We start from the raw sequence: 21,246 nt of genomic DNA on the forward strand, positions 1-21,246 counted from the left end.
AATGGCTAGCTCTTAGAGAGCTAGCCATAGATTCAATCACTTGGAGGGATTAACCACCGAAGTCATCTAGTAGGATGTTTTCATCCTCTACACCTAGATCTTTTAGCATGCCGATTACAGCAGCGTTCATCATAGGTGGACCACACATGTAGTATTCACAGTCTTCTGGCGCTTCGTGATCACGTAGGTAGTTCTCGTAAAGAACGTTGTGAATGAAGCCAGTGTAACCATCCCAGTTATCTTCTGGCATAGGGTCAGACAGTGCACAGTGCCATACGAAGTTATCGTTGTCAGCCGCTAGGCCGTCGAAGTCTTCTACGTAGAACATTTCACGCTTAGAACGTGCACCGTACCAGAATGACATCTTACGCTTAGAGTGCAGACGTTTTAGCTGGTCGAAGATATGAGAACGCATTGGAGCCATACCTGCACCACCACCAACGAATACCATTTCAGCGTCAGTGTCTTTCGCGAAGAACTCACCAAATGGACCAGAAATCGTACACTTGTCGCCTTCTTTCAGAGACCAGATGAACGATGACATGATGCCAGGTGGTACGTCTGGGTTGTTAGGCGGCGGCGTAGCGATACGCACGTTAAGCATGATGATACCGTGCTCTTCTGGGTAGTTAGCCATAGAGTATGCGCGGATCGTGTCTTCGTTTACCTTAGACTCGTAGCGGAACAGGTTAAACTTGTCCCAATCTTCACGGTATTCTTCAGGTACATCGAAATCAGCGTATTTAACGTGGTGAGCTGGCGCTTCAATCTGGATGTAACCACCAGCACGGAAAGGTACTGATTCGCCATCTGGGATTTGTAGCTTAAGCTCTTTGATGAATGTTGCTTTGTTATCGTTAGAGATAACAGTACATTCCCACTTCTTAACGCCGAAGATTTCTTCAGGAAGTTCGATGTCCATGTCAGTTTTCATTGCAACCTGACACGCTAGACGCTCACCTTCACGTGCTTCACCTTTAGTAATGTGGTCAAGCTCGGTAGGTAGGATGTCACCACCACCTGATTTAACTTTTACGCGACACTGACCACAAGAGCCACCGCCACCACAAGCAGAAGATACGAATACGCCAGCACCAGCTAACGCAGATAGTAGCTTACCACCTGGTTGTGTAACGATCGCCAGTGAAGGGTCATCGTTCACAGAAATTGTAATGTCACCTGTTGGTACAAGCTTAGACTTAGCGAAAAGAATCACTAGTACTAGCGCAAGTACGATCAGAGTAAACATCACTACACCAAGAATAATGTCCATTGACTATTCCTTAATTGTTGCGGTTTACCCGACTTACAGTTGAACACCAGAGAAAGACATGAAGCCTAACGCCATTAGACCTACAGTGATGAACGTGATGCCTAGACCACGTAGACCAGGAGGTACGTCTGAATACTTCATCTTCTCACGGATACCTGCAAGAGCAACGATTGCTAGCATCCAGCCCACACCAGAGCCGAAGCCGTAAACAACAGATTCAGCAAAGTTGTAGTCACGTTGTACCATGAAAGATACACCACCGAAGATCGCACAGTTTACTGTGATCAGCGGTAGGAAGATGCCTAGCGCGTTGTACAAAGGTGGGAAGAAACGGTCAAGAACCATCTCTAGAATCTGTACAAGTGCCGCAATTACACCGATAAAGGTGATGAAGTTTAGGAAGCTAAGGTCTACGCCCTCAACTAACGCGTTCTCTTTCAAAACTAGGTTGTAAACTAGGTTGTTCACAGGAACCGCGATAGTTAGTACTACCACAACTGCAACACCTAGACCGAAAGAGGTCTTAACTTTCTTAGATACGGCAAGGAAAGTACACATACCTAGGAAGAAAGACAGTGCCATGTTTTCGATGAAAATCGATTTAACTAGCAGACTGATGTAATGTTCCATGACGTCCTTACTCCTTCGCTTCGATTTGTTCAGGTCTGATAATGCGGATAGCCCAGATCATGAAACCGATTAAGAAGAATGCTGATGGTGCAAGTAGCATCAGGCCGTTTGGCTGGTACCAACCACCGTTGCTCACTAGAGGTAGTACTTCTAGGCCAAATAGTTTGCCTGAGCCAAATAGCTCGCGGAAGAAACCAACAGTGATAAGAACGAAACCGTAACCAAGACCGTTACCGATACCATCGATTAGAGATGGGATTGGCGCAGATTTCATCGCGAACGCTTCAGCACGACCCATTACGATACAGTTCGTAATGATCAGACCTACGAATACCGATAGCTGTTTAGAGATATCGTATAGGTATGCTTTAAGCACTTGGTCTACCACGATTACTAGAGATGCGATGATCGCCATTTGAACGATGATACGCACACTGTTAGGAATGTGGTTACGGATTAGAGAAACAGAGAAGTTCGACAGTGCAGTTACGAATGTTACCGCTAGTGTCATTACAAATGCTGTTTCTAGTTTAGTTGTTACTGCAAGAGCAGAACATACACCAAGAACCTGTAGCGCGATTGGGTTGTTATCCAACACCGGCGCCATAATGCTCTTTTTAATGTTTTGTGCGCTAGACATTAGTTCAGACCTCCGTCACGAACTTTTGCTAGGAAAGGACCAAAGCCCATGTCACCTAACCAGAAGTCGAATGTACCTTGAACACCGTTACCAGTTAGTGTCGCACCAGATAGGCCGTCAACGCCGTGTTCAGAACCTTCTGGAGCACCACCTTTAACAATCTTGATTGCTGGTTTGTGGTTCTCGTCGAATAGTTTCTTGCCAACGAATTGAGCACGCCATGCTGGGTTCTCTACTTCACCACCAAGTCCAGGAGTTTCACCTTGCTCGTAGTAAGTGATACCAGACACAGTGTCACCGTCAGTTTCAACCGCAACGAATGCGTACATCATTGACCAAAGACCAGTACCGTGAACAGGGATGATAACTTTAGATACTTCATCACCGCTTTTCACTAGGTAAACGATACCTGTGTTAGCACGACGTAGGATCTTAGCTTTGTCTTCTTCAGCCGTTAGCTTGATAGACTCAGATGGATCTTTCGCTGCTTTACGTTGGTCGTAGTTAGCTGCTGTAGAACCGTCACCCGCAGTCTCAACAAAATCACCTGTTTTGAAGTCAACTAGACGAGGTTCAATGTACTCAGCAAATAGCTCAGGTACTTTTTTACCGTCAGCTTCAATGCCAGCAACTTCTACAATCTTTGATTGCTTATCTAGGACAGCGTTAGCTTTTTGCTTATCACGCAGGCCTACTGCCGCTGTTGATACGATGATTGAACAAACAAGGCTCAACCCGATAACAACACCCAGCGTCTTTTTAATGCTGTCGTTATTACTTGCCATAGCGTGCTAGTCTCCGCTTGATGTTCTTCTCGATAACTACATGGTCGAACAGAGGTGCGAATAGGTTCGCGAATAGAATCGCCAGCATCATACCCTCTGGGTAAGCTGGGTTAACTACACGGATCATCACACACATTGCACCGATTAGGATGCCGTACCACCACTTACCACCGTTGGTAAATGAAGCTGATACTGGGTCCGTTGCCATGAAGAACATACCGAATGCAAAACCACCTAGAACTAGGTGCCAGTGCCAAGGCATGTTGAACATTGGGTTAGTGTCAGAGCCAATCACGTTGAACAACGTAGACACTGCAATCATACCGATCATTACACCCGCAATGATGCGCCATGAAGCGATTCGCATGTATACGATCATCGCTGCACCGATCATTAGAGCTAGAGTCGATACTTCACCAATTGAACCTGGGATGTTACCGATGAAAGCATCCATCCAAGTGATAGGAGCGCCAGTGATGTTGTTGATCAACGCGCCGCTACCGCCGTGAGCCCATTGGCTAAGAGCAGTTGCACCAGAGAAGCCGTCAGCTGCTGTCCATACTACGTCACCCGAGATTTGAGCTGGGTAAGCGAAGAATAGGAAAGCACGACCTGCAAGTGCAGGGTTAAGGAAGTTACGACCTGTACCACCGAAGATCTCTTTAGCAACAACAACACCAAATGTGATACCTAGTGCCGCTTGCCATAGAGGTAGCGTTGGTGGAACGATAAGTGCGAATAGAATAGAAGTTACAAAGAAACCTTCGTTCACTTCGTGCTTACGCACCATACAGAAAAGCACTTCCCAGAAACCACCAACAATAAATACTGTTGCGTAGATTGGTAGGAAGTAAGTCGCACCTAGTAGCATTTTACTGCCAACACCTGCTTCAGCACCGATGGTGCCGCCAAGCATTTCTGTTAGCCAGTAGTGCCAGTTACCAGAGATAACTGTCGCTAGTTGATCACCAGCGTACATGTGGTTAAGTGCTGCGATAGCTTGGCCACCCGCGTTGTACATACCCCAGAACATTGCTGGGAATACCGCGAACCAAACCATGATCATGATACGTTTTAAGTCAACGCTATCACGGACGTGCGAGCTACGTTTTGTTACTAGACCTGGCGTGTAGAAAAGCGTTGCCGCTGCTTCGTACAGTGCAAACCATTTTTCGTGTTTGCCGCCTGGTTCAAAATGATGCTCGATATCCTCTATGAATTTCTTAAGCATGGATTACCCTTCCTTCACAATGGTATCTAGGCATTCACGAAGTAGCAGACCGTACTCGTATTTACCAGGACATACAAAGGTGCACAATGCTAGATCTTCTTCATCCAGTTCAAGCGCACCCAGTGCTTGAGCACTGTCTGTATCGCCTGCGCATAGATCACGAAGTAGCAAAGTAGGTTCCATATCAAGAGGCATTACACGCTCGTAGTTGCCAATTGGAACCATTGCACGATCACTACCGTTAGTTGTCGTTGTCATGTTGAACAACTGACCTTTAAAGATGTGACTCAGGAAAGATTTAGTGATTGAGAACTTGTTTTTGCCAGGAACAGCCCAGCCAAACAGTTCTTTCTCACGACCTTCACGCAGGACAGAAACCTGCTGATGGTAACGACCAAGGTAAGCATGTGGACCAGACGCTTGAGTACCAGAAAGTACAGAGCCTGAAATCACACGAACTTCACCTGGCATCAATTCGCTGTCAGTTAGGTCTTCAAGAGAAGCACCTACAACAGTACGAAGAAGACGTGGGTTATTCACTACAGGACCAGCAAGAGATACAACACGATCTGTGTATAGCTCACCAGTAAGGAATAACTTACCGAACGCGATAACGTCTTGGTAGTTGATGCTCCAAGCCACGTTTTGTGCATTTACTGGGTATAGGAAATGCATGTGGGTGCCAGCAAGACCTGCTGGGTGAGGGCCATCGAAGACGTGTTCTTCTACGTTAGACTGAGAAGAGCGTGGCAAGCTAGTGCCAGATTTACATACGTAAACCTTGCCTTCTGTCAGGGCTGAAAGAATGTCTAGACCGGCAACGAATGCTTCTTGTTGTTCATTAATGATCAACTCAGGCTGAGCTGCTAGTGGATTAGTATCCATCGCAGTTACAAAGATAGCCTTAGAATTTGATTCGATTGCTGGAACCTTGCTGAACGGACGAGTACGTAAAGCGGTCCAAAGGCCAGATTCAACCAATTGAGTCTTGATCACTTCGCGATCTAGACCTGCTAGTTGAGCTGCTTCGAACTTATCAAATGTCACCTGCTCTTCGCCTGCCACTTCAATCACTACAGATTGAAGAACACGCTTAGCGCCACGGTTAACTTCGATCACTTTACCGGCTGCTGGAGCTGTGAACTTAACGCCAGGGTTCTTTTTGTCTTCAAAAAGAACTTGCGCTTTTTTCACTTCATCACCAACGCGGACATGCATGGTAGGACGCATGCCAACGTACTCTTCGCCAAGCAAGGCGACTTTTTTGATGGTCTTACCATCATTAATCACCTGGGATGGAGTTCCTGCGATAGGAAGATCCAAGCCCTTCTTTATTGTAATCATACGCACTTGCACTACTTTTATCGGGAAAAAGATTCTTTTGATTGCGTAACTTTTAGACACGACATCAGTGTCCGGTTTCGATGCTGTTTAAAACATCAAAATCGCAACATCCTATTAATTATCTCGTCACAAATATTAGGCGAGATTTATCAGGTGCGGTAGTCTAGCATTTTTTGGGAACTTGATGCCATGACCAATCTTAGGAAAGGTGGGTTTATTTCGGTAGAATCGAGTGTAAAAGGTTAAAGAATAGTCATAACTTTGACCCATCGCACAAATGCCAAATCCCTTGCATCTGTCATGGAAATAAAACATTCACGCTTTGAAACATGCATTAATTTTCATTCATTTGTTGAAACACTGTTAACACATTTTTTAACCTTCATTTGTGCCACATTTTAATCCCGAAAAGATGTAAAACAAAAAAAGATGGCCGAAACCATCTTTTTCAAATCAGCGAGTTAAAGCCGGTTTAACGACCGCCACCCATACACATAGGACTATCTGGCGCGCCATCTTGCTCTAATTTCCACTCTTCATTGGTGTAAGTATGAATCGCCAACGCATGGATGTGATTATCGAGTTCATCAGCAAGCACGGTGTGCACCTGACGATGTCGACCAATAAGGCGCTGACCCGCGAACGCATCACTGACAACAATCACTTTGAAGTGACTCTCAGAACCCGGCGGAACATTGTGCATGTAGCTCTCATTGATCACTTTCAAATAATTAGGTTGCAGCTCACTATGCAGTTTCTTTTCTATGATTTCTTGGATCATATTCAGTCCTCATCGATACTAGTCCGGTAAGTATATACTCTAGTTTGACAAATGAAATCAACGAAACCTCCCTGTTCAACCTTCTCATAATCCACACAGTTCGCTAAAAGCCTGTGAAAATCAGTAAATTTGACAGCTTTTTGTATCTTGAATCTTCATCATTTGCGACAATAATCACTAATTTCCAAATCCACTTACGTTTAGTTATGAAAACCGAATTAGACCTTCACGATCGTAGCCTCACGCTACATCGTTTCCCAAAGCGCTCCAATGAGACTCTTCAAGCATGGGATGCGGGTGATGAGTACCTTATCAATCACGTAGAAGAATTAGCGCTGCCAGAGAATCAAAACATCGTGGTTATCAATGATAATTTCGGCGCGTTGGCATGCTGGTTTTCAGAGAAACATAATGTCACATTGATGAGTGACTCTTTTATTTCTCATAAAGGTGCCAAACAAAACCTCGAAGATAACCAATGTAAGCAAGTTGCCTTTCTTAGTACGATGGATGAGATCCCTGAGAATACAGATTTGGTTTTGATGCAATTGCCGAAAAGCAACCGCCATTTGGTTTGGTTGTTAAGTCAATTACGTAAATCGCTTCCGGCCTCTTGCCCTATTATTGCGGTGAACAAAGCCAAAGAGATCCACACTTCTACTCTGAAGCTCTTCGAAAAACACTTAGGTGAAACCACCACCTCCCTTGCATGGAAAAAACATCGTTTGGTGTTTTCTCACGCAACCGCGCAGCCAATCCATGCCGTAGATCCGATGACAGTTTGGGGTGTAGACGGAGAGAACATCCAACTGAAAAACCTGCCAAATGTTTACTCAGGTGAAAGCTTGGATTTAGGTGCACGCTTTATGTTGCAGCACCTACCTCAAGATCCTGAGTTGAAAAACATTATCGACTTGGGCTGTGGTAATGGTGTGTTGTCCATCAAAATGGGGCAGTTAAACCCAAAAGCTCACCTAACTTGTGTTGACGAGAGCTTTATGGCGGTGGAGTCTGCAAGGCAAAACCTTATCGCTAACTTAGGTGAAGGCCGAGATATTGAATGTATCGCGAACAACTGTTTAGACGACTTCAAACCTGAAAGCGCATGTATGGTGATGTGTAACCCTCCTTTCCATCAGCAACAGGCCATTACAGACCATATCGCTTGGCAAATGTTCTGTGACTCAAAACAAATTCTGAACCAAGGTGGGAAGTTATTGGTCATAGGTAACCGTCACCTTGGTTACGATGCAAAGCTGAAACGTCTATTCGGCGACAAAAATGTGAAATTAGTCGCTTCTAACAACAAGTTCGTGATTTTACAGGCAACGAAAAATCCTGCTAAATTAGGCGCTAAGCAATAAAGTCCCGACTTTAGCAAAATGTTTAAAAGGAATAATAAGATGAAAAAACTGGTACTAGCGGCTTCGGTTGCCTTGCTTGCTGCATGTTCAGCGCCACAACAGCAACCTCAACTGAATCTGATGCCTGAAACAACGCTAAGCACTAACCCTATCGTACAAGGCAAAAGCTACAGCCTAACCAGTAAAGATGTGCGCGCCGCACAATACGTTGCGCTAGTCGACAACGGTCGCTCAAACATTTTGCCGCTTCACGCGAAGCAGAACCTACGCATTTCTCTTGAAGAAGCATTGGAGAAGCAATTCTCTTCTCAAGGTTTCCACTCTGACCTGAACAGCGACAACTCGATTGAACTTGAAGTGCAAGAAGCGTTAGTAAACGTGAAGCACTCTGTAATGGAAAACGAGATGGACGCAAAAGTGGTTTTAGAAATCACAGCAGAAACTCCGCAAGGTAAGCTAGTTAAGACCTATACTGGTACTGCTAAACGTTCAGGCACACTCAGCGCTTCAGATTCAGATATTGAGCAAACATTAAATGATGTTGTTGCTCTTACTTTGAAAGAAATCGCGAATGATCCTGAGCTTCGTCAATACATGCAGGAGCGATTCTAATGCTACGCAAAGCCATTCTTTCTCTCGCGCTATTAAGCTGCAGCGTTTTTGCTGGTCCTAAAGTGGCGTTTGAAACCACGCTCGGTAACTTCACTGTTGAGCTCAATGAAGAAAAAGCACCGATTACTGTCGCTAACTTCCTAAAATACGTGGAAGACGGCAGCTACGAAGGTACGATTTTCCATCGTGTGATTCCTGGTTTTATGGCGCAAGGTGGCGGCTTTAACCAAGATATGCAGATGCAAAAGACTTATGCGCCAATCAAAAACGAAGGTAACAACGGTTTGAACAATGACCGCGCAACCATCGCGATGGCACGTACAAACGCTCCTGATTCTGCCACGCGTCAGTTCTTTATTAACCTCGTGGACAATGACTTCTTAAACTACGGCGCTCGTCCACCTGGTTATGCAGTATTTGGCGAAGTCACTGAAGGCTTCGATGTCATTCAAAAAATGGCCGCTCAGCCAACCAAATCTATCGGTCGCATGCGCGATGTCCCAGAGACGCAAATCGTCATCACCAAAGCAACACTACTCAAATAGCCAAAACCATAAGCCCTTTGAATATTCGAAGGGCTTTCTCTTTTACTGGCTCTATTTTAACGGATTGATTTATGTCTTCATTACCTTCCATCACTTGGTTGGAAACGGTAAAAAGTTACCTCGATAAACGCCTACTTTGGGTTTTCATGCTCGGTTGTTCCAGCGGCTTTCCATGGGTGCTTATCGGTTCAAATATGTCTGGCTGGCTGAAAGATGCTGGTTTAACACTTTCTGCAATCGGCTACTTTGGTAGTGTGTTCGCGGTCTACGCGATCAACTTTCTATGGGCGCCATTGGTCGATCGCGTCAAATTGCCTGTTTTGCATCGTTTGTTGGGACAACGACGCAGTTGGATATTTTTATGCCAAAGTATCGTCTTAGTTGCGACGCTGTTTATTGCCGGTGTAAACCCAGCAGAAAACCTGATGTTCACGTCACTTCTTGCTCTGTGTATTGCTACGGCTTCCGCAACACAAGATATTGCCATTGATGCATTTCGTATCGATACTTTCCCTAAAACGGAGCAATCTAAACTTCCGCAAGCTTCAGCTATGGCGGTGATTGGTTGGTGGACAGGATATTCCTTACCGGGCTATTTAGCTTTCATCAACGCTGACAGTATCGGTTGGAACGGTGTTTACTACGGAATGGCATTCATTGTCGTTTTACTGATGGTTTTTACTCTATTGGTCGGTGAACCTAAAACTCAACGAGAGCAACTTCAATCTGAAGCGGAGCAACGTCATAAAGAAGTAGTGGGCTCTAAAGTAGTGGCTTGGTTTACCGTAACAGTCGTAGAACCCTTCTTAGACTTCTTTAACCGAAATGGTGTTCGTGTTGCCATCACCCTTCTTTTGTTTGTTTTCCTATTCAAGATTGGGGAAGCATTCTTAGGGCGTATGTCGATCGCCTTCTACAAAGAGATTGGTTTTAGCAACGAACAGATTGGTTACTACTCGAAACTCATTGGCTGGGGCGCGACCATGCTGTTCACCTTTGTTGGCAGCATGTTCAACGTTAAGTTTGGTATTGTACGTGGCCTGATGATTGGCGGTATCGCCATGGCGGCAAGTAACTTGATGTTTGCTTGGATTGCGAAGGTGGGCCCGAACGAGCACTTGTTCCTAGCAACAATCATTGTCGATAACTTTACGACCGCTTTCTCGACCGTCGCTTTTGTTTCCTTCTTAACGATTTTGACTGGGCAAGCTTTCTCAGCTACTCAATACGCGCTGCTAGCTTCACTGGGCAACTTTGGACGAACGACGCTAGCTTCATTCAGCGGCGAATTAGTTGATTATCTGAATGACTGGACGACCTTTTTTGCGATTACCGCAGTCATGGTCGTTCCAAGTTTGATCATGCTCTATTCTTTACGCCACTACTTTACCGAACTGCTCGAAAAAGCAAGGCAAAGAGACTAAAGAAAAATAGTTAAAAAAAAACCACCGACTTCGGTGGTTTTTTTGACCGTTGAATATTTATGGGTACATGCCCTTGCCGAACATATTGAATATTCTGGCAACCCCTTGGGTGAAGATCATTGGCTCTGTCAGCACAGTTAGGCACAAGCAATCTTCTCCGGGCTTGGTGAACGGACTGTGTTTTACGGAACCGTCTCTGACCATCATATCTCCCGCTTCATAATGGCCATCTTCATCACTGAAACCGCCGTGAAGTACAAGCGTCGATTCTTGGCCTTTGTGCGTGTGCTGAGGAATACGAACATCTTCACTGATGTACATTAAGTTAACGCGGGCATCTTCCCCTAAGTCGAGTTGCGCACTATATACTTTACCGCCGTAACTCTTCCACTCACCGACCAGATCAGAAAAGCGACTCAACGTTTTGGGCAGCTTAAAGTCTTTACCCGCAACTTCAACTTTCGCAATGTCTTTTATAACGACCGATTCTGGTGTTGGCTCTGCCGTAATAATGTCATTGAACATTATGTCAAAGTCTGCGTCATACTCTGAAGCGATATCGCTTACAGCAACCGATGCTTGTTCGGCTTCGATTTCATTTACATATGCTCGGCATTTCGAACAAGTCTCTAAGTGTGTGGCAACCACCAAACCAGAAACCGCATCAATACTTCCCGAAGCATAGGCCTCTAACAATATTTTGTCTGGATGTTTATTCATAATTGCTCCGTATGCATCGAATGCCTTAGCTTTTCTACCGCTAGCCTCAAGCGAGACTTCACGGTACCCAAAGGTATGTCGAACAGCTCTGCGACCTGTTGGTGTGGTAATTCTTGAAGGTACACCGCTTGGAGTACTTCTCTTTGGTTTTTCGGCAGTATGTCTAAAAATTTGACTACCTGTTCTTTGAGCATGTCTTGCTCAGGTGAATAATGGTCAACCAAATCAGCGGGGTAGTAATCTGATGGCCAAATGTCATCAGAATGAATGTGTAAATCTTTGCCTTTCTGTTTCCTTAAAAGGTCGAAACAAAGGTTACGGATAATGGTATAGATCCATGTCGACAACGCACTTTTTGTGCCGTCATATAAATGAGCTTTTTGCCAAACAGTCGCCATGGTTTCTTGCACCATTTCCATTGCAACTTGCTCATTACCAACATGTTTGTAGGCGAACTGCTTAAGCTTTGGTGCATAAAAACGAAATACGAAGGCGAAAGCGTCTTTGTCTCGCGCTTTCACTTTATCCATATAATCATTCCATTCGCTTCGCCCGAGCTTTTGTGGGCTTTCACTCATCATAATCAGCCTTAATCATTGGGAGGAGTTGCCCCCTCCCCCTTTCGTCCTAGTCGGTGATGTCATCAACAATAAGATTGAAGCCACCGTTATTGCCATCATCGATGGCGACTACTTGATATACGACGCCGTTCATTACCGTTACAGGTGCAGAATCAATTGCTACTGTGTTTGGGTCCCCCGCCACTGTCACAGTGACAAAATAAGAACCTTCGGCAACGTAAACGCCTTGCACACTATCTTTATACGCGAAGTTTGCTATTGCTGGATCACTTCCATCAATTCCTGCGCTGGTTGTGAGATAGATGTCTACCATTTCAGCCACTGGATTCGCTGCTGCGTGCGTAACGTTTAAAGTTGCGCTGGTTGCCACTGCACGACGCATGTCTTCGACTACAAGCGGCTCAATTGCGATTGCAGGAGCGACAACGCCAACAGCATAGATGCTGTAATCCATACCACCTTTCACTTCCAAACCGTCAACATCGATAATTGGATCTGTCGTTGTACCATCAACATACACATCAATATCGTACGCTTTTGGCGCAAGGTCCAAGTACCCACGAATTTGTTTAAACTCCAAATCCGCAAGCGGAGCAAACGCAGCACCGTCAACATGCACATCAACAACAGGTGCACCATCGACTAAATGACCAACGCGCACTTCTGCTTGGCTGCCTGTATCTTCAATTATAGAAGAGCCAGAACCATCTAATACCATTAACTTCACCGGAGAAGTGCTGTTTGAATCACCTGTACTGATAGCTGCAATAGTTAAGTTAGCATTAGCTGGGAGCGGAATGGTTCCCGAATCAAACGCTACTGTATCACCCACGGCGAGTCTCACTTGATAATCACCTGCAGGAATATTTAGCACATCCGTTGATGCTTTATAGGCTAGATTAGTAATCGGTGATGAGTCTGCCAACGCGGCACCGGGTTCAGTGACGTAAAGATCTACGGCTGGCACGCCAGAAGCAGCATGCACCACCTGCACGTCTAGGCTGTTAGCGTCTGCCATAGAAGTTGCGCTTCGAGTTACGATAAGAGGTTCAACAGGGTTTGATGCACCAGAAGCGTCGCCCACAACAAAGGCGGTGTAGTTTAGGTCTGAATCCAGCTCGAGTGTTGTTCTGTCTACAACAGTAGCGACTTCGCCACCAGGTAGTTGAACGTCAACTTGTACAGAGTTGGCGCCCTCTGGAACGCGAACGTACCCCGACCCGACACCGTAATCTACGCCAGTTAACGCTGCTTCGTCATTAATCCATACGTTCGCTAACGGAGCGTCTGCTGACGCGTGCACCGCTTGCAAGTTCGAATATTCGATCGAATCACTGTCTGAGCCACACGCAGCAATCCCTAGTACAGCAACCAAGGTTACTGCCGTTTTGGTTAGTCCTTTCATATCCTAGTCTCTCTTTTTGGTGGGGCTTCTATCGCTTGATTGAGAAAATGCAACGCAGGTAGGCAATCTGTTGCACCAACCAGCTTCTCAAATAAGATACTGTCGAGAGGCAAGAGCTCTAGCCACCGCTGGGTAACCCACGAGGCATCGTCATAGAAACGATGCTGATAGAGTTTTCCCAACTGAGGAAATTGCTCGTATACATGAGCGAGTTGCTCGCTTAGATACAGAAAGTCTGGAGTAGGCTTTGGTTCACTCCAGTTTTCTATCCAATCAATCTCAGCATGACGCAAACCATCAGAGTCTGCTCTAACACGCTTGACAGTAAAGCGCTTTTCACCGACAACGGTGATTCCAAGAAGTCCATCACTCAGTGTTTCAAAATCAACGATGGTGACCAAAGTACCGATAGACGACACATTCCCTACTGCTTTTGGATCTTCCCCACTGCCGACAAGACAAACGCCAAACCCGACGTTTCTAATACTGCATTCCTTCACCATGCGTTGATAACGTGGCTCAAAAATACGCAGATTCATCTTTCCTTCTGGCAATACAACTGAGGTTAAAGGGAATAACATGACTTCGTTCATTAAATCGTCCTCTTTGATTCAAAAACTCATACGAGCGATGTATTAGAGAGATCACTAACGATTTATGTTGGTTAATCGACTGGCTTAAAAAGTCATAAAAACGATTACGCAAACGACGTGCGTCACATATTTATTGCAAACCAATGCAACAAATAAAAAGTTCCGTGAAATAAACTTATTTCGTGACGAGCCTCACTAAAAACCTTCATTTTTGCATCCTTTATCACTTTCATTTGAGATTTTTATCGCTATTATTCCCGCCAATTGGAAAGCGCAGCACAGATTGCGTGTTCTGAATCATTACAAACATAGAGAGTCCCCTTATGCGTAAATCACTTTTAGCTCTTAGCCTTCTAGCGGCTACTTCAGCTCCAGTTATGGCTGCTGACTACTCAGATGGCGATATCCACAAGAACGATTACAAGTGGATGCAATTCAACCTAATGGGTGCATTCAACGAGAAAGGCTACTCTGAGTCTTCTCACGATTACCTAGAAATGGAATTTGGCGGCCGCTCTGGCATCTTCGACCTATACGGTTACGTAGATGTATTTAACCTGGCTTCAGATCCAGGCAGCGACAAAGATGGCGGCGAGAAGATCTTTATGAAGTTTGCTCCTCGTATGTCTCTAGATGCTGTAACTGGTAAAGACCTATCTTTCGGTCCAGTTCAAGAGCTTTACGTTGCGACTCTTATGGAATGGGGTGGTAACTCAGACGTTAACTCTCAGAAAATCGGTCTAGGTTCTGACGTAATGGTTCCTTGGTTAGGCAAAATCGGCCTAAACCTATACGGTACTTACGATGGCAACAAAAAAGACTGGAACGGTTTCCAAGTTTCTACTAACTGGTTCAAGCCATTCTACTTCTTCGAGAACGGTTCATTCATTTCTTACCAAGGTTACATCGATTACCAATTCGGTATGGATGATGCTGAAGGTAACAAGTTCAACACTACAGCGTCTAACGGCGGTGCAATGTTTAACGGTATCTACTGGCACTCTGACCGCTTCGCAGTGGGTTACGGCCTGAAACTATACCATGACGTATACGGCTTCAAAGACGGTGAGCCACTACCATGGGGTCACAAACCAGAATCATCTGGTGCTGGTCACTACGTAGCTGTAACTTACAAGTTCTAATTGAACCGATAAGTTCCCCAAAAATGGCGCCTCTTGGCGCCATTTTTATTTGCTTTCCTTTTTTCCCTCATTATCCTTGCAGCAAACCTTTTTAATGAGAGCGTTTGGTGAATATTCTCATCTTAGGTCCGGGAGCCGTTGGTTCACTCTGGGCGACTAAATTCAAACTTGCTGGACACAATGTTTCCTTGTGGGGAAGAAGCTCAAACAGCGAGCAGTTGCTCCAACTCGATGACCATCCAGCAATCAATTTTTCTAATCAGCACATCCCTTCTGTTCAAAATGCAGATCTGATTGTTGTGACAGTAAAAGCATGGCAAGTGGAAAGCGCGATTGAGCCTCTTCTTCCCTACATCAGCGAAGACACCATCGTGATGTTACTGCACAACGGTATGGGCACTGCACTGCTACTTGAAGCAAAACTGCCTGATAACCCATTAATCGTTGCCACAACAACACACGGTGCTTACAAACCAAGTAAAGAGCAGGTTCTGCATACTGGTCAGGGAAATACTCAACTGGGTGGCTTTAATGCTAAAGGTACTCAATGTAACTTCTTAGCGGAGGTGATGAATCACGCTTTACCAGAGGTGAATTGGAACCCAAATATCAACGCTGCATTGTGGACCAAGCTTGCGATCAATTGCGCGATCAACCCTCTGACCGCCATTCATCAATGTAAGAATGGTGAACTTGCCGCTCCGGAATTTGCCTCCGAGTTGGCGAACATCACCCGCGAGTTGGTGGAGGTTATGAATAAAGAAGAGATAAAGATCGATTTTGATTCTCTTCACACCACTGTTATGCAAGTGGTGAACGCAACAGCCGCAAACTACTCTTCAATGAGACAAGATGTTTTTCACCAACGTCGCACCGAAATTGATTTTATTACCGGCTATTTGCTGAAAGCTGCTGAAAAGCATCACATTAGTACGCCAGAGAACGCCAAACTCTATCAACGCATCAAACAGATTGAACAAAGCTGGACAGAACAATGAATAAAAAGATCTTAGTACCTATCGCGCCGGGCACAGAAGAAATGGAAGCGGTAACCGTTATCGACTTGATGGTTCGAGCAGGCTATGACGTCACAGTCGCAAGCGCAGATTTCGATGGTGCACTGACTATGAAAGCGTCTCGTGGCGTGACACTAACCGCGGATTGCAAGCTGGTTGATATTGCCGATGACGAGTTTGATGCGATTGTTCTGTCTGGTGGCGTAGGTGGTGCAGAAACCTTCCGTGATAGCACAATCATGATTGAGATCCTGAAACAGCATATGTACGAAGGTAAACTGGTTGCGGCTATTTGTGCAGCGCCAGCTTTGGTTCTACAACACCACAACCTTTACCCTGAAGCCTTGATGACATGCCACCCAAGCTTCCAATCTCATATTCCGGAAGACAAATGGCGAGCAAAACGCGTCACCATGGATGTGAATCACAACCTACTGACGAGTCAGGGACCAGGAACTGCTCTTGAGTTCGCGATGGAAATCATTATCAAACTTTCTGGTAAAGAGCATGGATGGATGGTCGCAGAACCGTTAGTCACTATCCCAACACTGCATTATCACGAATTCGGTGACGAATAATGTTTGACGTAAACGCTGTACGCGAACAGTTCCCAGCCCTAAATCAAGACGTAAACCAATCGCCTTTGGTTTACCTTGATAGCGCAGCAACAACGCAAAAACCGCAGTGCGTGATCGATGTGATTAGCCGTTACTACAGTGCACAAAATGCTAACGTGCACCGTGGCAGTCATAGCTTAACAGCCAACGCGACCAGCCAATTTGAAGCGGCTCGTGAAACCGTTGCGAATTTTATTGGGGCGAGCAGTTCAAAAGAAATCATTTGGACTCGCGGCGCAACCGAAGCACTAAATCTCATCGCGCAAACTTATGCTCGTAGCACACTCCAAGCGGGTGATGAAATTCTGATCAGTGAAATGGAACATCACGCGAACATCGTGCCTTGGCAAATTGTCGCGGAGCAAACGGGCGCGAAAATCATTAAGGTTCCGATGACCCCCGATTGCCAATTCGACATCAATGCGTTTGAAGCACTGTTGTCGGAGCGCTGTAAAATCGTAGCGTGTGCACAAATCACCAATGTGACGGGCTCTCGTCAACCTATCGAGAAAATCATCGCCATGGCACATGCGGTAGGCGCAGTTGTCGTTGTCGATGGTGCACAGGGCATTGTTCATGAACCGTTGAACTTGGCAGAGCTCGATGTCGACTTTTATGTCTTCTCTGGTCACAAGCTGTATGCACCCGCTGGGATTGGCGTTCTGTATGGCAAGCTTGAACTTTTAGAAGCGATGCCACCATGGCACGGCGGCGGCAAAATGGTTGAAAGAGTCTCGTTCGAGAAGACCACCTTCTCTGCCTTGCCGGGTAAGTTTGAAGCGGGTACACCGAACGTCGCCGGCGCGATTGCTCTAGCGAAAGCCATCGATTGGTACCAAAGCTTCGACCAAGCCGCAGTAGAGGCACATCTGCATTCTCTACAAGACAAAGCTTACCAAGCACTAAGCCAATTGGATGACATTCAAATCCTTGGTTATCAGCAGAATGCTTCAGTGCTTACTTTTGTAATGGATGGCGTTCACCACCAAGATATTGCTACTTTACTTGATCAACAAGGTATCGCTGTTCGTGCTGGGCATCACTGTGCTCACCCTCTGATGGATGCGCTCAACGTTAAAGGAACGGTGCGCGTTTCTTTTGGTATCTACAACACGTTAGAAGATGTTGAAAAGCTGATTGCGGCAGTCGAGAAAGCGGTCGATATGCTTTAACAATCAAGATACCAATCTAGATATATAGAAAAAGGGTTGAAACCATTTGGCTTCAACCCTTTTCTTTGTTTTGTTCTTTATGCGGTATTCCTAATCGCAATTACTGAGCCTGCGCTTTGATCTGCTCTACAATCGCTTTCAAACCATTGCCACGCGATGGGCTTAGGTGAGCAATTAAGCCCAGTTTTTCAAAGTAAGCATCAATATCAAACGCTTGGATTTGCTCTGCCGTTTTGCCGTCGTAAGCCGCCATCACTAAGGCAATCAGACCACGAACAATACGCGCATCAGAGTCAGCGCAGAAGTGCCATAAGCCTTCTTGCTCTTTGCTCACCAACCACACTAGGCTTTCACAACCAGATACGGTTACTTGCTCTGATTTAAGCTCTTCAGGCATTTGAGGCAGCTTTTTACCCCATTGGATCACCTGACGGTAGCGGTCTTCCCAACCTTTAAATTGCTGCATGGTTACGGCGATGTCTTCACTGGTGATGTCAGTGCCAAACGGCGAGACAGGGAAATCAGTCATGATGCGCTCTCTTCTCTGAATTACTTCTTATGTTTTTGGATCAGCTTTTCAACGATGCGTGATACCGCAACAAAACCGAACGTTGCGGTTACAACCGTCGCCGCGCCAAAACCACTCGCGCAATCCATACGTTTTGGACCTTCTGCTGTCGATTTCACGCCACATACTGAACCATCGGCTTGTGGGTACTTCAATTGCTCCGTAGAGAACACACAATCAATACCAAACTTACGCGCTGGATTTTTTGGGAAGTTATGATGACGACGTAATGTATCTTTGATCTTCTTCGCCAGTGGATCTTGGATTGTCTTGGTCAGATCCGCCACCATGATTTGGGTTGGATCGATTTGACCACCAGCACCGCCAGTTGTGATCACTTTAATCTTGTTGCTACGGCAGTAAGCCAGTAGAGACGCTTTTGCTTTTACGCTATCGATCGCATCCAACACGTAATCGAACTCTTTGCTCAAGTACTCGTGCTGGTTATCTGGCGTGATGAAATCGTCAATCAGATTCACCTTACACTCTGGGTTAATCAGCTTAACGCGCTCTGCCATCACTTCAATTTTGCTTTGACCAACCGTGCCAGTCATCGCGTGGATTTGACGGTTAATGTTAGTCACACACACGTCATCCATATCAATCAGCGTCAGCTCACCAATACCAGTACGTGCCAGCGCTTCTACCGCCCAAGAACCTACGCCACCAATACCAATCACACACACGTGTGCAGCACGAAGGATTTCTACTTCGCTGTTACCGTAGAGACGACGAGTGCCACCAAAACGTTGGTTATAGCTGTCAGATGCCGGAGTATCGAGTTCACGCATATTGAAGTTCCAGATGATCGATAGAAAAACAAAGAGTGCGATTTATACGCACTCTTTGAGGAAATGTCTAGATGATGAGAGGTAATTCCTCTCGCTAGGCGGCTATTGTAACTTCTCTGGCGGCAAAGCCCAAGGTGCTTGCGTTGGCGTGTTTTCCAAGCCCAGCTTCCACACTCGACCAAAATGCTTGTAGTGGCCCGCTTCTGTACCGGCACGTGGTCCCATACCATGGTATAGGTCAAGATGGTTTTGCTTCACTGCACCGCCAGTGTCTAACACAATAAGAAGACGAAGCTGGTGCACCCCACTCCATGTACCGTCTTTATTAAGCAATGGCACTTCCGCCAAAATTGGCGTGCCCATAGGTAGAATCGAACGATCGCCAGCTACCGATGCCATTGGTAATAGTGGAATACCTGCAGAGCCCGTTACTGGCGCATCCGCTTGTGGAGCAAAGAACACATAAGAAGGGTTTTGCTCTAGCAACTCACGAACCGTTGCTTCATCATTCTTCATCACCCAGTCTTTGATGGCTTTGAGTGACATCTCTTCACGTGGCACTTCACCACGCTCAATTAGAATTCGGCCAATACTCACGTACGCTTTATTGTTCTTGCCTGCGTAAGCAAAGTATTCCAGCGTATCGTCATCTTCGAAATGAACAAAGCCACTGCCTTGCACTTCCATCATGAATGGATCAATACGGTTTGGTGCGTAACCCAATACCAGACCTTGTCCCTCAAGCGCACCGTTATAAATTTCCGCACGTGTTGGGCAATCAGAGCTACATTTTGGCTTGCCGTAAACCGGGTACTTATATTTTTCATTCGGTTGATGACGCAATTCCATCACAGGAGAGAAATAGCCTGTGAACAACACGTTGCCCTTCTTATCACCACCACCAAGCTGCGCGGCTTGGATGCCGTAAGCACTGAGCGCAGTCGTGTCACCACTCTGCAATGCCCATTCACTCAACTTCTCGTAAAGTGGCTGATACATTTTTGCCATTGAAGGCGACTTAGTCACAACCTGTTCTGCTTGTTTGTTGAATTCAGTGAAGTCTTGCGGCTTGTTGGATTCAACGACATCAGCTTTGTTCAAGATATGCGAAAACTCGCCATCGTAATCTTGCTTAGCAAGTAGGTTTTGTTCTGGCTCAGTCGCACAACCAAATAACAGACTTAAAGAGACAATAAGAAGGAGTTTTTTAAACACGTGTTTTTTCCATAAAAGAAGATAGCAAAAGGATGGCAAACAAATGCAAACGACGCAATTGAAAAGCTGCGACAAAGTGTATCAGCGATAAGGCAAAGGCTTTAGTTGCTGCTAATTCATCCATAAAAATAGGAAGCTGGATAATAACAGCAATGTAATCAAACGATTGTCCGGACAATGTCTGATGGAAGTGGCAGGAATTTTAAGATACCCGAAAACGCTAGCCCTCTCACACTGAGACCCAGCGAGCAGTTATAGAAAGAATTTTACGAATATGAAGCGCTAGCGAATAGCTAGGTTCGAATGACCTTCTAGGTGAAAAACGGGCAGATAGTGGGCATTTGAATCCAACTTCATTTCAGAATGATGCTGATCGAGGAAGTCAAATCGACGCACTGTAGAGCCGACCTTATAAGAAAGCGTATCACCATCAAATTCGAAATCCGTCGCCACGGTTGACCCTCTCACCGTTACACCACGCTCACTAAGAATAAACTCTTCACGAGCATATGGCGCCACGTCTTGCTCTACCCACTTGCCATAAATCACAGACTTAGAAACTGGTGGATTGATATAGCGCGTGATCAAATCACCATACATCATAAATACGACTATCGTTCCTACGATCGCCGTTAGCATAAGCGAACGTTCGATCCATTTACGAAGTGGCGATTTTGTAGAGATATTTTGCTCTGATTGAGCAGCGATAGCAGCATTCTTATTTACAACTGAAGACATGAGGCTCACGTGTTTGAACTAGACGGGAACATTGTACCCTCATCAGCCAAACACAACCA

23 protein-coding genes are annotated in these 21,246 nt (G+C 45.6%); 8 read left to right on the forward strand and 15 right to left on the reverse strand.

The window, feature by feature from the left end; translation table 11 throughout:
- Nucleotides 1-49 precede the first annotated feature (49 nt).
- From nqrF to bolA, 7 genes are all read right to left on the reverse strand, one after another.
- On the reverse strand, nt 50-1,273 hold the full coding sequence (gene nqrF, locus VCHENC03_RS04565; protein WP_009707442.1) for an NADH:ubiquinone reductase (Na(+)-transporting) subunit F: 1,224 nt from the start codon (nt 1,271-1,273) through the stop codon (nt 50-52).
- Nucleotides 1,274-1,306: 33 nt separating this feature from the next.
- Nucleotides 1,307-1,903, reverse strand: coding sequence for an NADH:ubiquinone reductase (Na(+)-transporting) subunit E (gene nqrE, locus VCHENC03_RS04560; protein ID WP_005436652.1), 597 nt, complete (start codon nt 1,901-1,903; stop codon nt 1,307-1,309).
- A 7-nt stretch (nt 1,904-1,910) separates the two neighbouring features.
- Nucleotides 1,911-2,543, reverse strand: a complete 633-nt coding sequence (locus VCHENC03_RS04555) for an NADH:ubiquinone reductase (Na(+)-transporting) subunit D (RefSeq protein ID WP_005436651.1) — start codon at nt 2,541-2,543, stop codon at nt 1,911-1,913.
- A complete protein-coding gene (locus tag VCHENC03_RS04550; protein WP_009707443.1) occupies nt 2,543-3,328 on the reverse strand; it encodes a Na(+)-translocating NADH-quinone reductase subunit C in 786 nt (261 codons plus the stop codon). The genes VCHENC03_RS04555 and VCHENC03_RS04550 overlap by 1 nt, the downstream gene beginning before the upstream one ends.
- Nucleotides 3,318-4,559 carry an NADH:ubiquinone reductase (Na(+)-transporting) subunit B gene (locus VCHENC03_RS27530; protein WP_005436648.1) on the reverse strand — a complete coding sequence of 414 codons (1,242 nt, stop codon included), beginning with the start codon at nt 4,557-4,559 and terminating at the stop codon, nt 3,318-3,320. The genes VCHENC03_RS04550 and VCHENC03_RS27530 overlap by 11 nt, the downstream gene beginning before the upstream one ends.
- A gap of 3 nt (nt 4,560-4,562) precedes the next feature.
- Nucleotides 4,563-5,903: a Na(+)-translocating NADH-quinone reductase subunit A gene (locus tag VCHENC03_RS27535; protein WP_032803016.1), complete on the reverse strand. Its 1,341-nt coding sequence runs from the start codon at nt 5,901-5,903 to the stop codon at nt 4,563-4,565.
- Between the two features lie 472 nt (nt 5,904-6,375).
- Nucleotides 6,376-6,684, reverse strand: a complete 309-nt coding sequence (bolA, locus tag VCHENC03_RS04535) for a transcriptional regulator BolA (RefSeq protein ID WP_005436644.1) — start codon at nt 6,682-6,684, stop codon at nt 6,376-6,378.
- Nucleotides 6,685-6,890: 206 nt separating this feature from the next.
- On the opposite strand from bolA, the gene VCHENC03_RS04530 reads away from it, so the two are divergent.
- The 4 genes from VCHENC03_RS04530 (at nt 6,891) to VCHENC03_RS04515 (ending at nt 10,629) form a co-directional block, all read left to right on the forward strand.
- Nucleotides 6,891-8,048, forward strand: coding sequence for a methyltransferase (locus tag VCHENC03_RS04530; RefSeq protein WP_009707445.1), 1,158 nt, complete (start codon nt 6,891-6,893; stop codon nt 8,046-8,048).
- A 39-nt stretch (nt 8,049-8,087) separates the two neighbouring features.
- Complete coding sequence (locus VCHENC03_RS04525) at nt 8,088-8,660, forward strand: YajG family lipoprotein (protein ID WP_005436640.1); 573 nt, start codon at nt 8,088-8,090, stop codon at nt 8,658-8,660.
- Nucleotides 8,660-9,205, forward strand: coding sequence for a peptidylprolyl isomerase (locus VCHENC03_RS04520; RefSeq protein ID WP_009707446.1), 546 nt, complete (start codon nt 8,660-8,662; stop codon nt 9,203-9,205). Before VCHENC03_RS04525 ends, VCHENC03_RS04520 begins: the two co-directional genes overlap by 1 nt.
- Nucleotides 9,206-9,276: 71 nt before the next feature.
- Entirely contained in the window at nt 9,277-10,629 is a 1,353-nt protein-coding gene (locus VCHENC03_RS04515; RefSeq protein WP_009707447.1) for an AmpG family muropeptide MFS transporter, read from the forward strand.
- A 57-nt stretch (nt 10,630-10,686) separates the two neighbouring features.
- Here VCHENC03_RS04515 and VCHENC03_RS04510 read toward each other — a convergent pair whose 3' ends face one another.
- From VCHENC03_RS04510 to VCHENC03_RS04495, 4 genes are read right to left on the reverse strand one after another with little or no spacing between them, the layout of a single operon-like run.
- A complete protein-coding gene (locus tag VCHENC03_RS04510; RefSeq protein WP_009707448.1) occupies nt 10,687-11,349 on the reverse strand; it encodes a ChrR family anti-sigma-E factor in 663 nt (220 codons plus the stop codon).
- Nucleotides 11,346-11,930, reverse strand: a complete 585-nt coding sequence (locus VCHENC03_RS04505) for an RNA polymerase sigma factor (protein WP_032803017.1) — start codon at nt 11,928-11,930, stop codon at nt 11,346-11,348. Before VCHENC03_RS04505 ends, VCHENC03_RS04510 begins: the two co-directional genes overlap by 4 nt.
- A 46-nt stretch (nt 11,931-11,976) precedes the next feature.
- Nucleotides 11,977-13,335, reverse strand: a complete 1,359-nt coding sequence (locus VCHENC03_RS04500; protein ID WP_009707450.1) for a DUF4397 domain-containing protein — start codon at nt 13,333-13,335, stop codon at nt 11,977-11,979.
- A complete protein-coding gene (locus tag VCHENC03_RS04495) occupies nt 13,332-13,928 on the reverse strand; it encodes an LON peptidase substrate-binding domain-containing protein (RefSeq protein WP_009707451.1) in 597 nt (198 codons plus the stop codon). Before VCHENC03_RS04495 ends, VCHENC03_RS04500 begins: the two co-directional genes overlap by 4 nt.
- 323 nt (nt 13,929-14,251) lie before the next feature.
- Here VCHENC03_RS04495 and VCHENC03_RS04490 point away from each other — a divergent pair, with 323 nt between their 5' ends.
- The 4 genes from VCHENC03_RS04490 to csdA all read left to right on the forward strand — a co-directional run bounded on the left by VCHENC03_RS04490 (nt 14,252) and on the right by csdA (nt 17,875).
- Nucleotides 14,252-15,070, forward strand: coding sequence for a nucleoside-specific channel-forming Tsx family protein (locus VCHENC03_RS04490; protein ID WP_005436622.1), 819 nt, complete (start codon nt 14,252-14,254; stop codon nt 15,068-15,070).
- A gap of 107 nt (nt 15,071-15,177) precedes the next feature.
- On the forward strand, nt 15,178-16,068 hold the full coding sequence (gene panE / locus VCHENC03_RS04485; RefSeq protein WP_009707452.1) for a 2-dehydropantoate 2-reductase: 891 nt from the start codon (nt 15,178-15,180) through the stop codon (nt 16,066-16,068).
- Nucleotides 16,065-16,664 carry a DJ-1 family glyoxalase III gene (locus tag VCHENC03_RS04480; protein ID WP_005436618.1) on the forward strand — a complete coding sequence of 200 codons (600 nt, stop codon included), beginning with the start codon at nt 16,065-16,067 and terminating at the stop codon, nt 16,662-16,664. Before panE ends, VCHENC03_RS04480 begins: the two co-directional genes overlap by 4 nt.
- Nucleotides 16,664-17,875: a cysteine desulfurase CsdA gene (csdA, locus tag VCHENC03_RS04475; protein WP_009707453.1), complete on the forward strand. Its 1,212-nt coding sequence runs from the start codon at nt 16,664-16,666 to the stop codon at nt 17,873-17,875. Before VCHENC03_RS04480 ends, csdA begins: the two co-directional genes overlap by 1 nt.
- A gap of 100 nt (nt 17,876-17,975) precedes the next feature.
- Here the strand turns inward: csdA and csdE are convergent, their stop codons facing one another.
- The 4 genes from csdE to VCHENC03_RS04455 form a co-directional block, all read right to left on the reverse strand.
- A complete protein-coding gene (gene csdE / locus VCHENC03_RS04470) occupies nt 17,976-18,404 on the reverse strand; it encodes a cysteine desulfurase sulfur acceptor subunit CsdE (RefSeq protein ID WP_009707454.1) in 429 nt (142 codons plus the stop codon).
- A 20-nt stretch (nt 18,405-18,424) separates the two neighbouring features.
- The gene (tcdA, locus tag VCHENC03_RS04465) at nt 18,425-19,234 is read right to left on the reverse strand and encodes a tRNA cyclic N6-threonylcarbamoyladenosine(37) synthase TcdA (protein ID WP_005427322.1); all 810 of its coding nucleotides are present in this window, start codon (nt 19,232-19,234) and stop codon (nt 18,425-18,427) included.
- Nucleotides 19,235-19,336: 102 nt separating this feature from the next.
- Nucleotides 19,337-20,449, reverse strand: a complete 1,113-nt coding sequence (gene mltA / locus VCHENC03_RS04460) for a murein transglycosylase A (protein WP_009707455.1) — start codon at nt 20,447-20,449, stop codon at nt 19,337-19,339.
- Between the two features lie 282 nt (nt 20,450-20,731).
- Nucleotides 20,732-21,187 carry a DUF2850 domain-containing protein gene (locus tag VCHENC03_RS04455; RefSeq protein WP_005436607.1) on the reverse strand — a complete coding sequence of 152 codons (456 nt, stop codon included), beginning with the start codon at nt 21,185-21,187 and terminating at the stop codon, nt 20,732-20,734.
- Between the last annotated feature and the right edge of the window lie 59 nt (nt 21,188-21,246).

It is taken from the genome of Vibrio sp. HENC-03, assembly GCF_000305755.2.
GTDB classification, from domain to species: Bacteria; Pseudomonadota; Gammaproteobacteria; order Enterobacterales; family Vibrionaceae; genus Vibrio; species Vibrio owensii.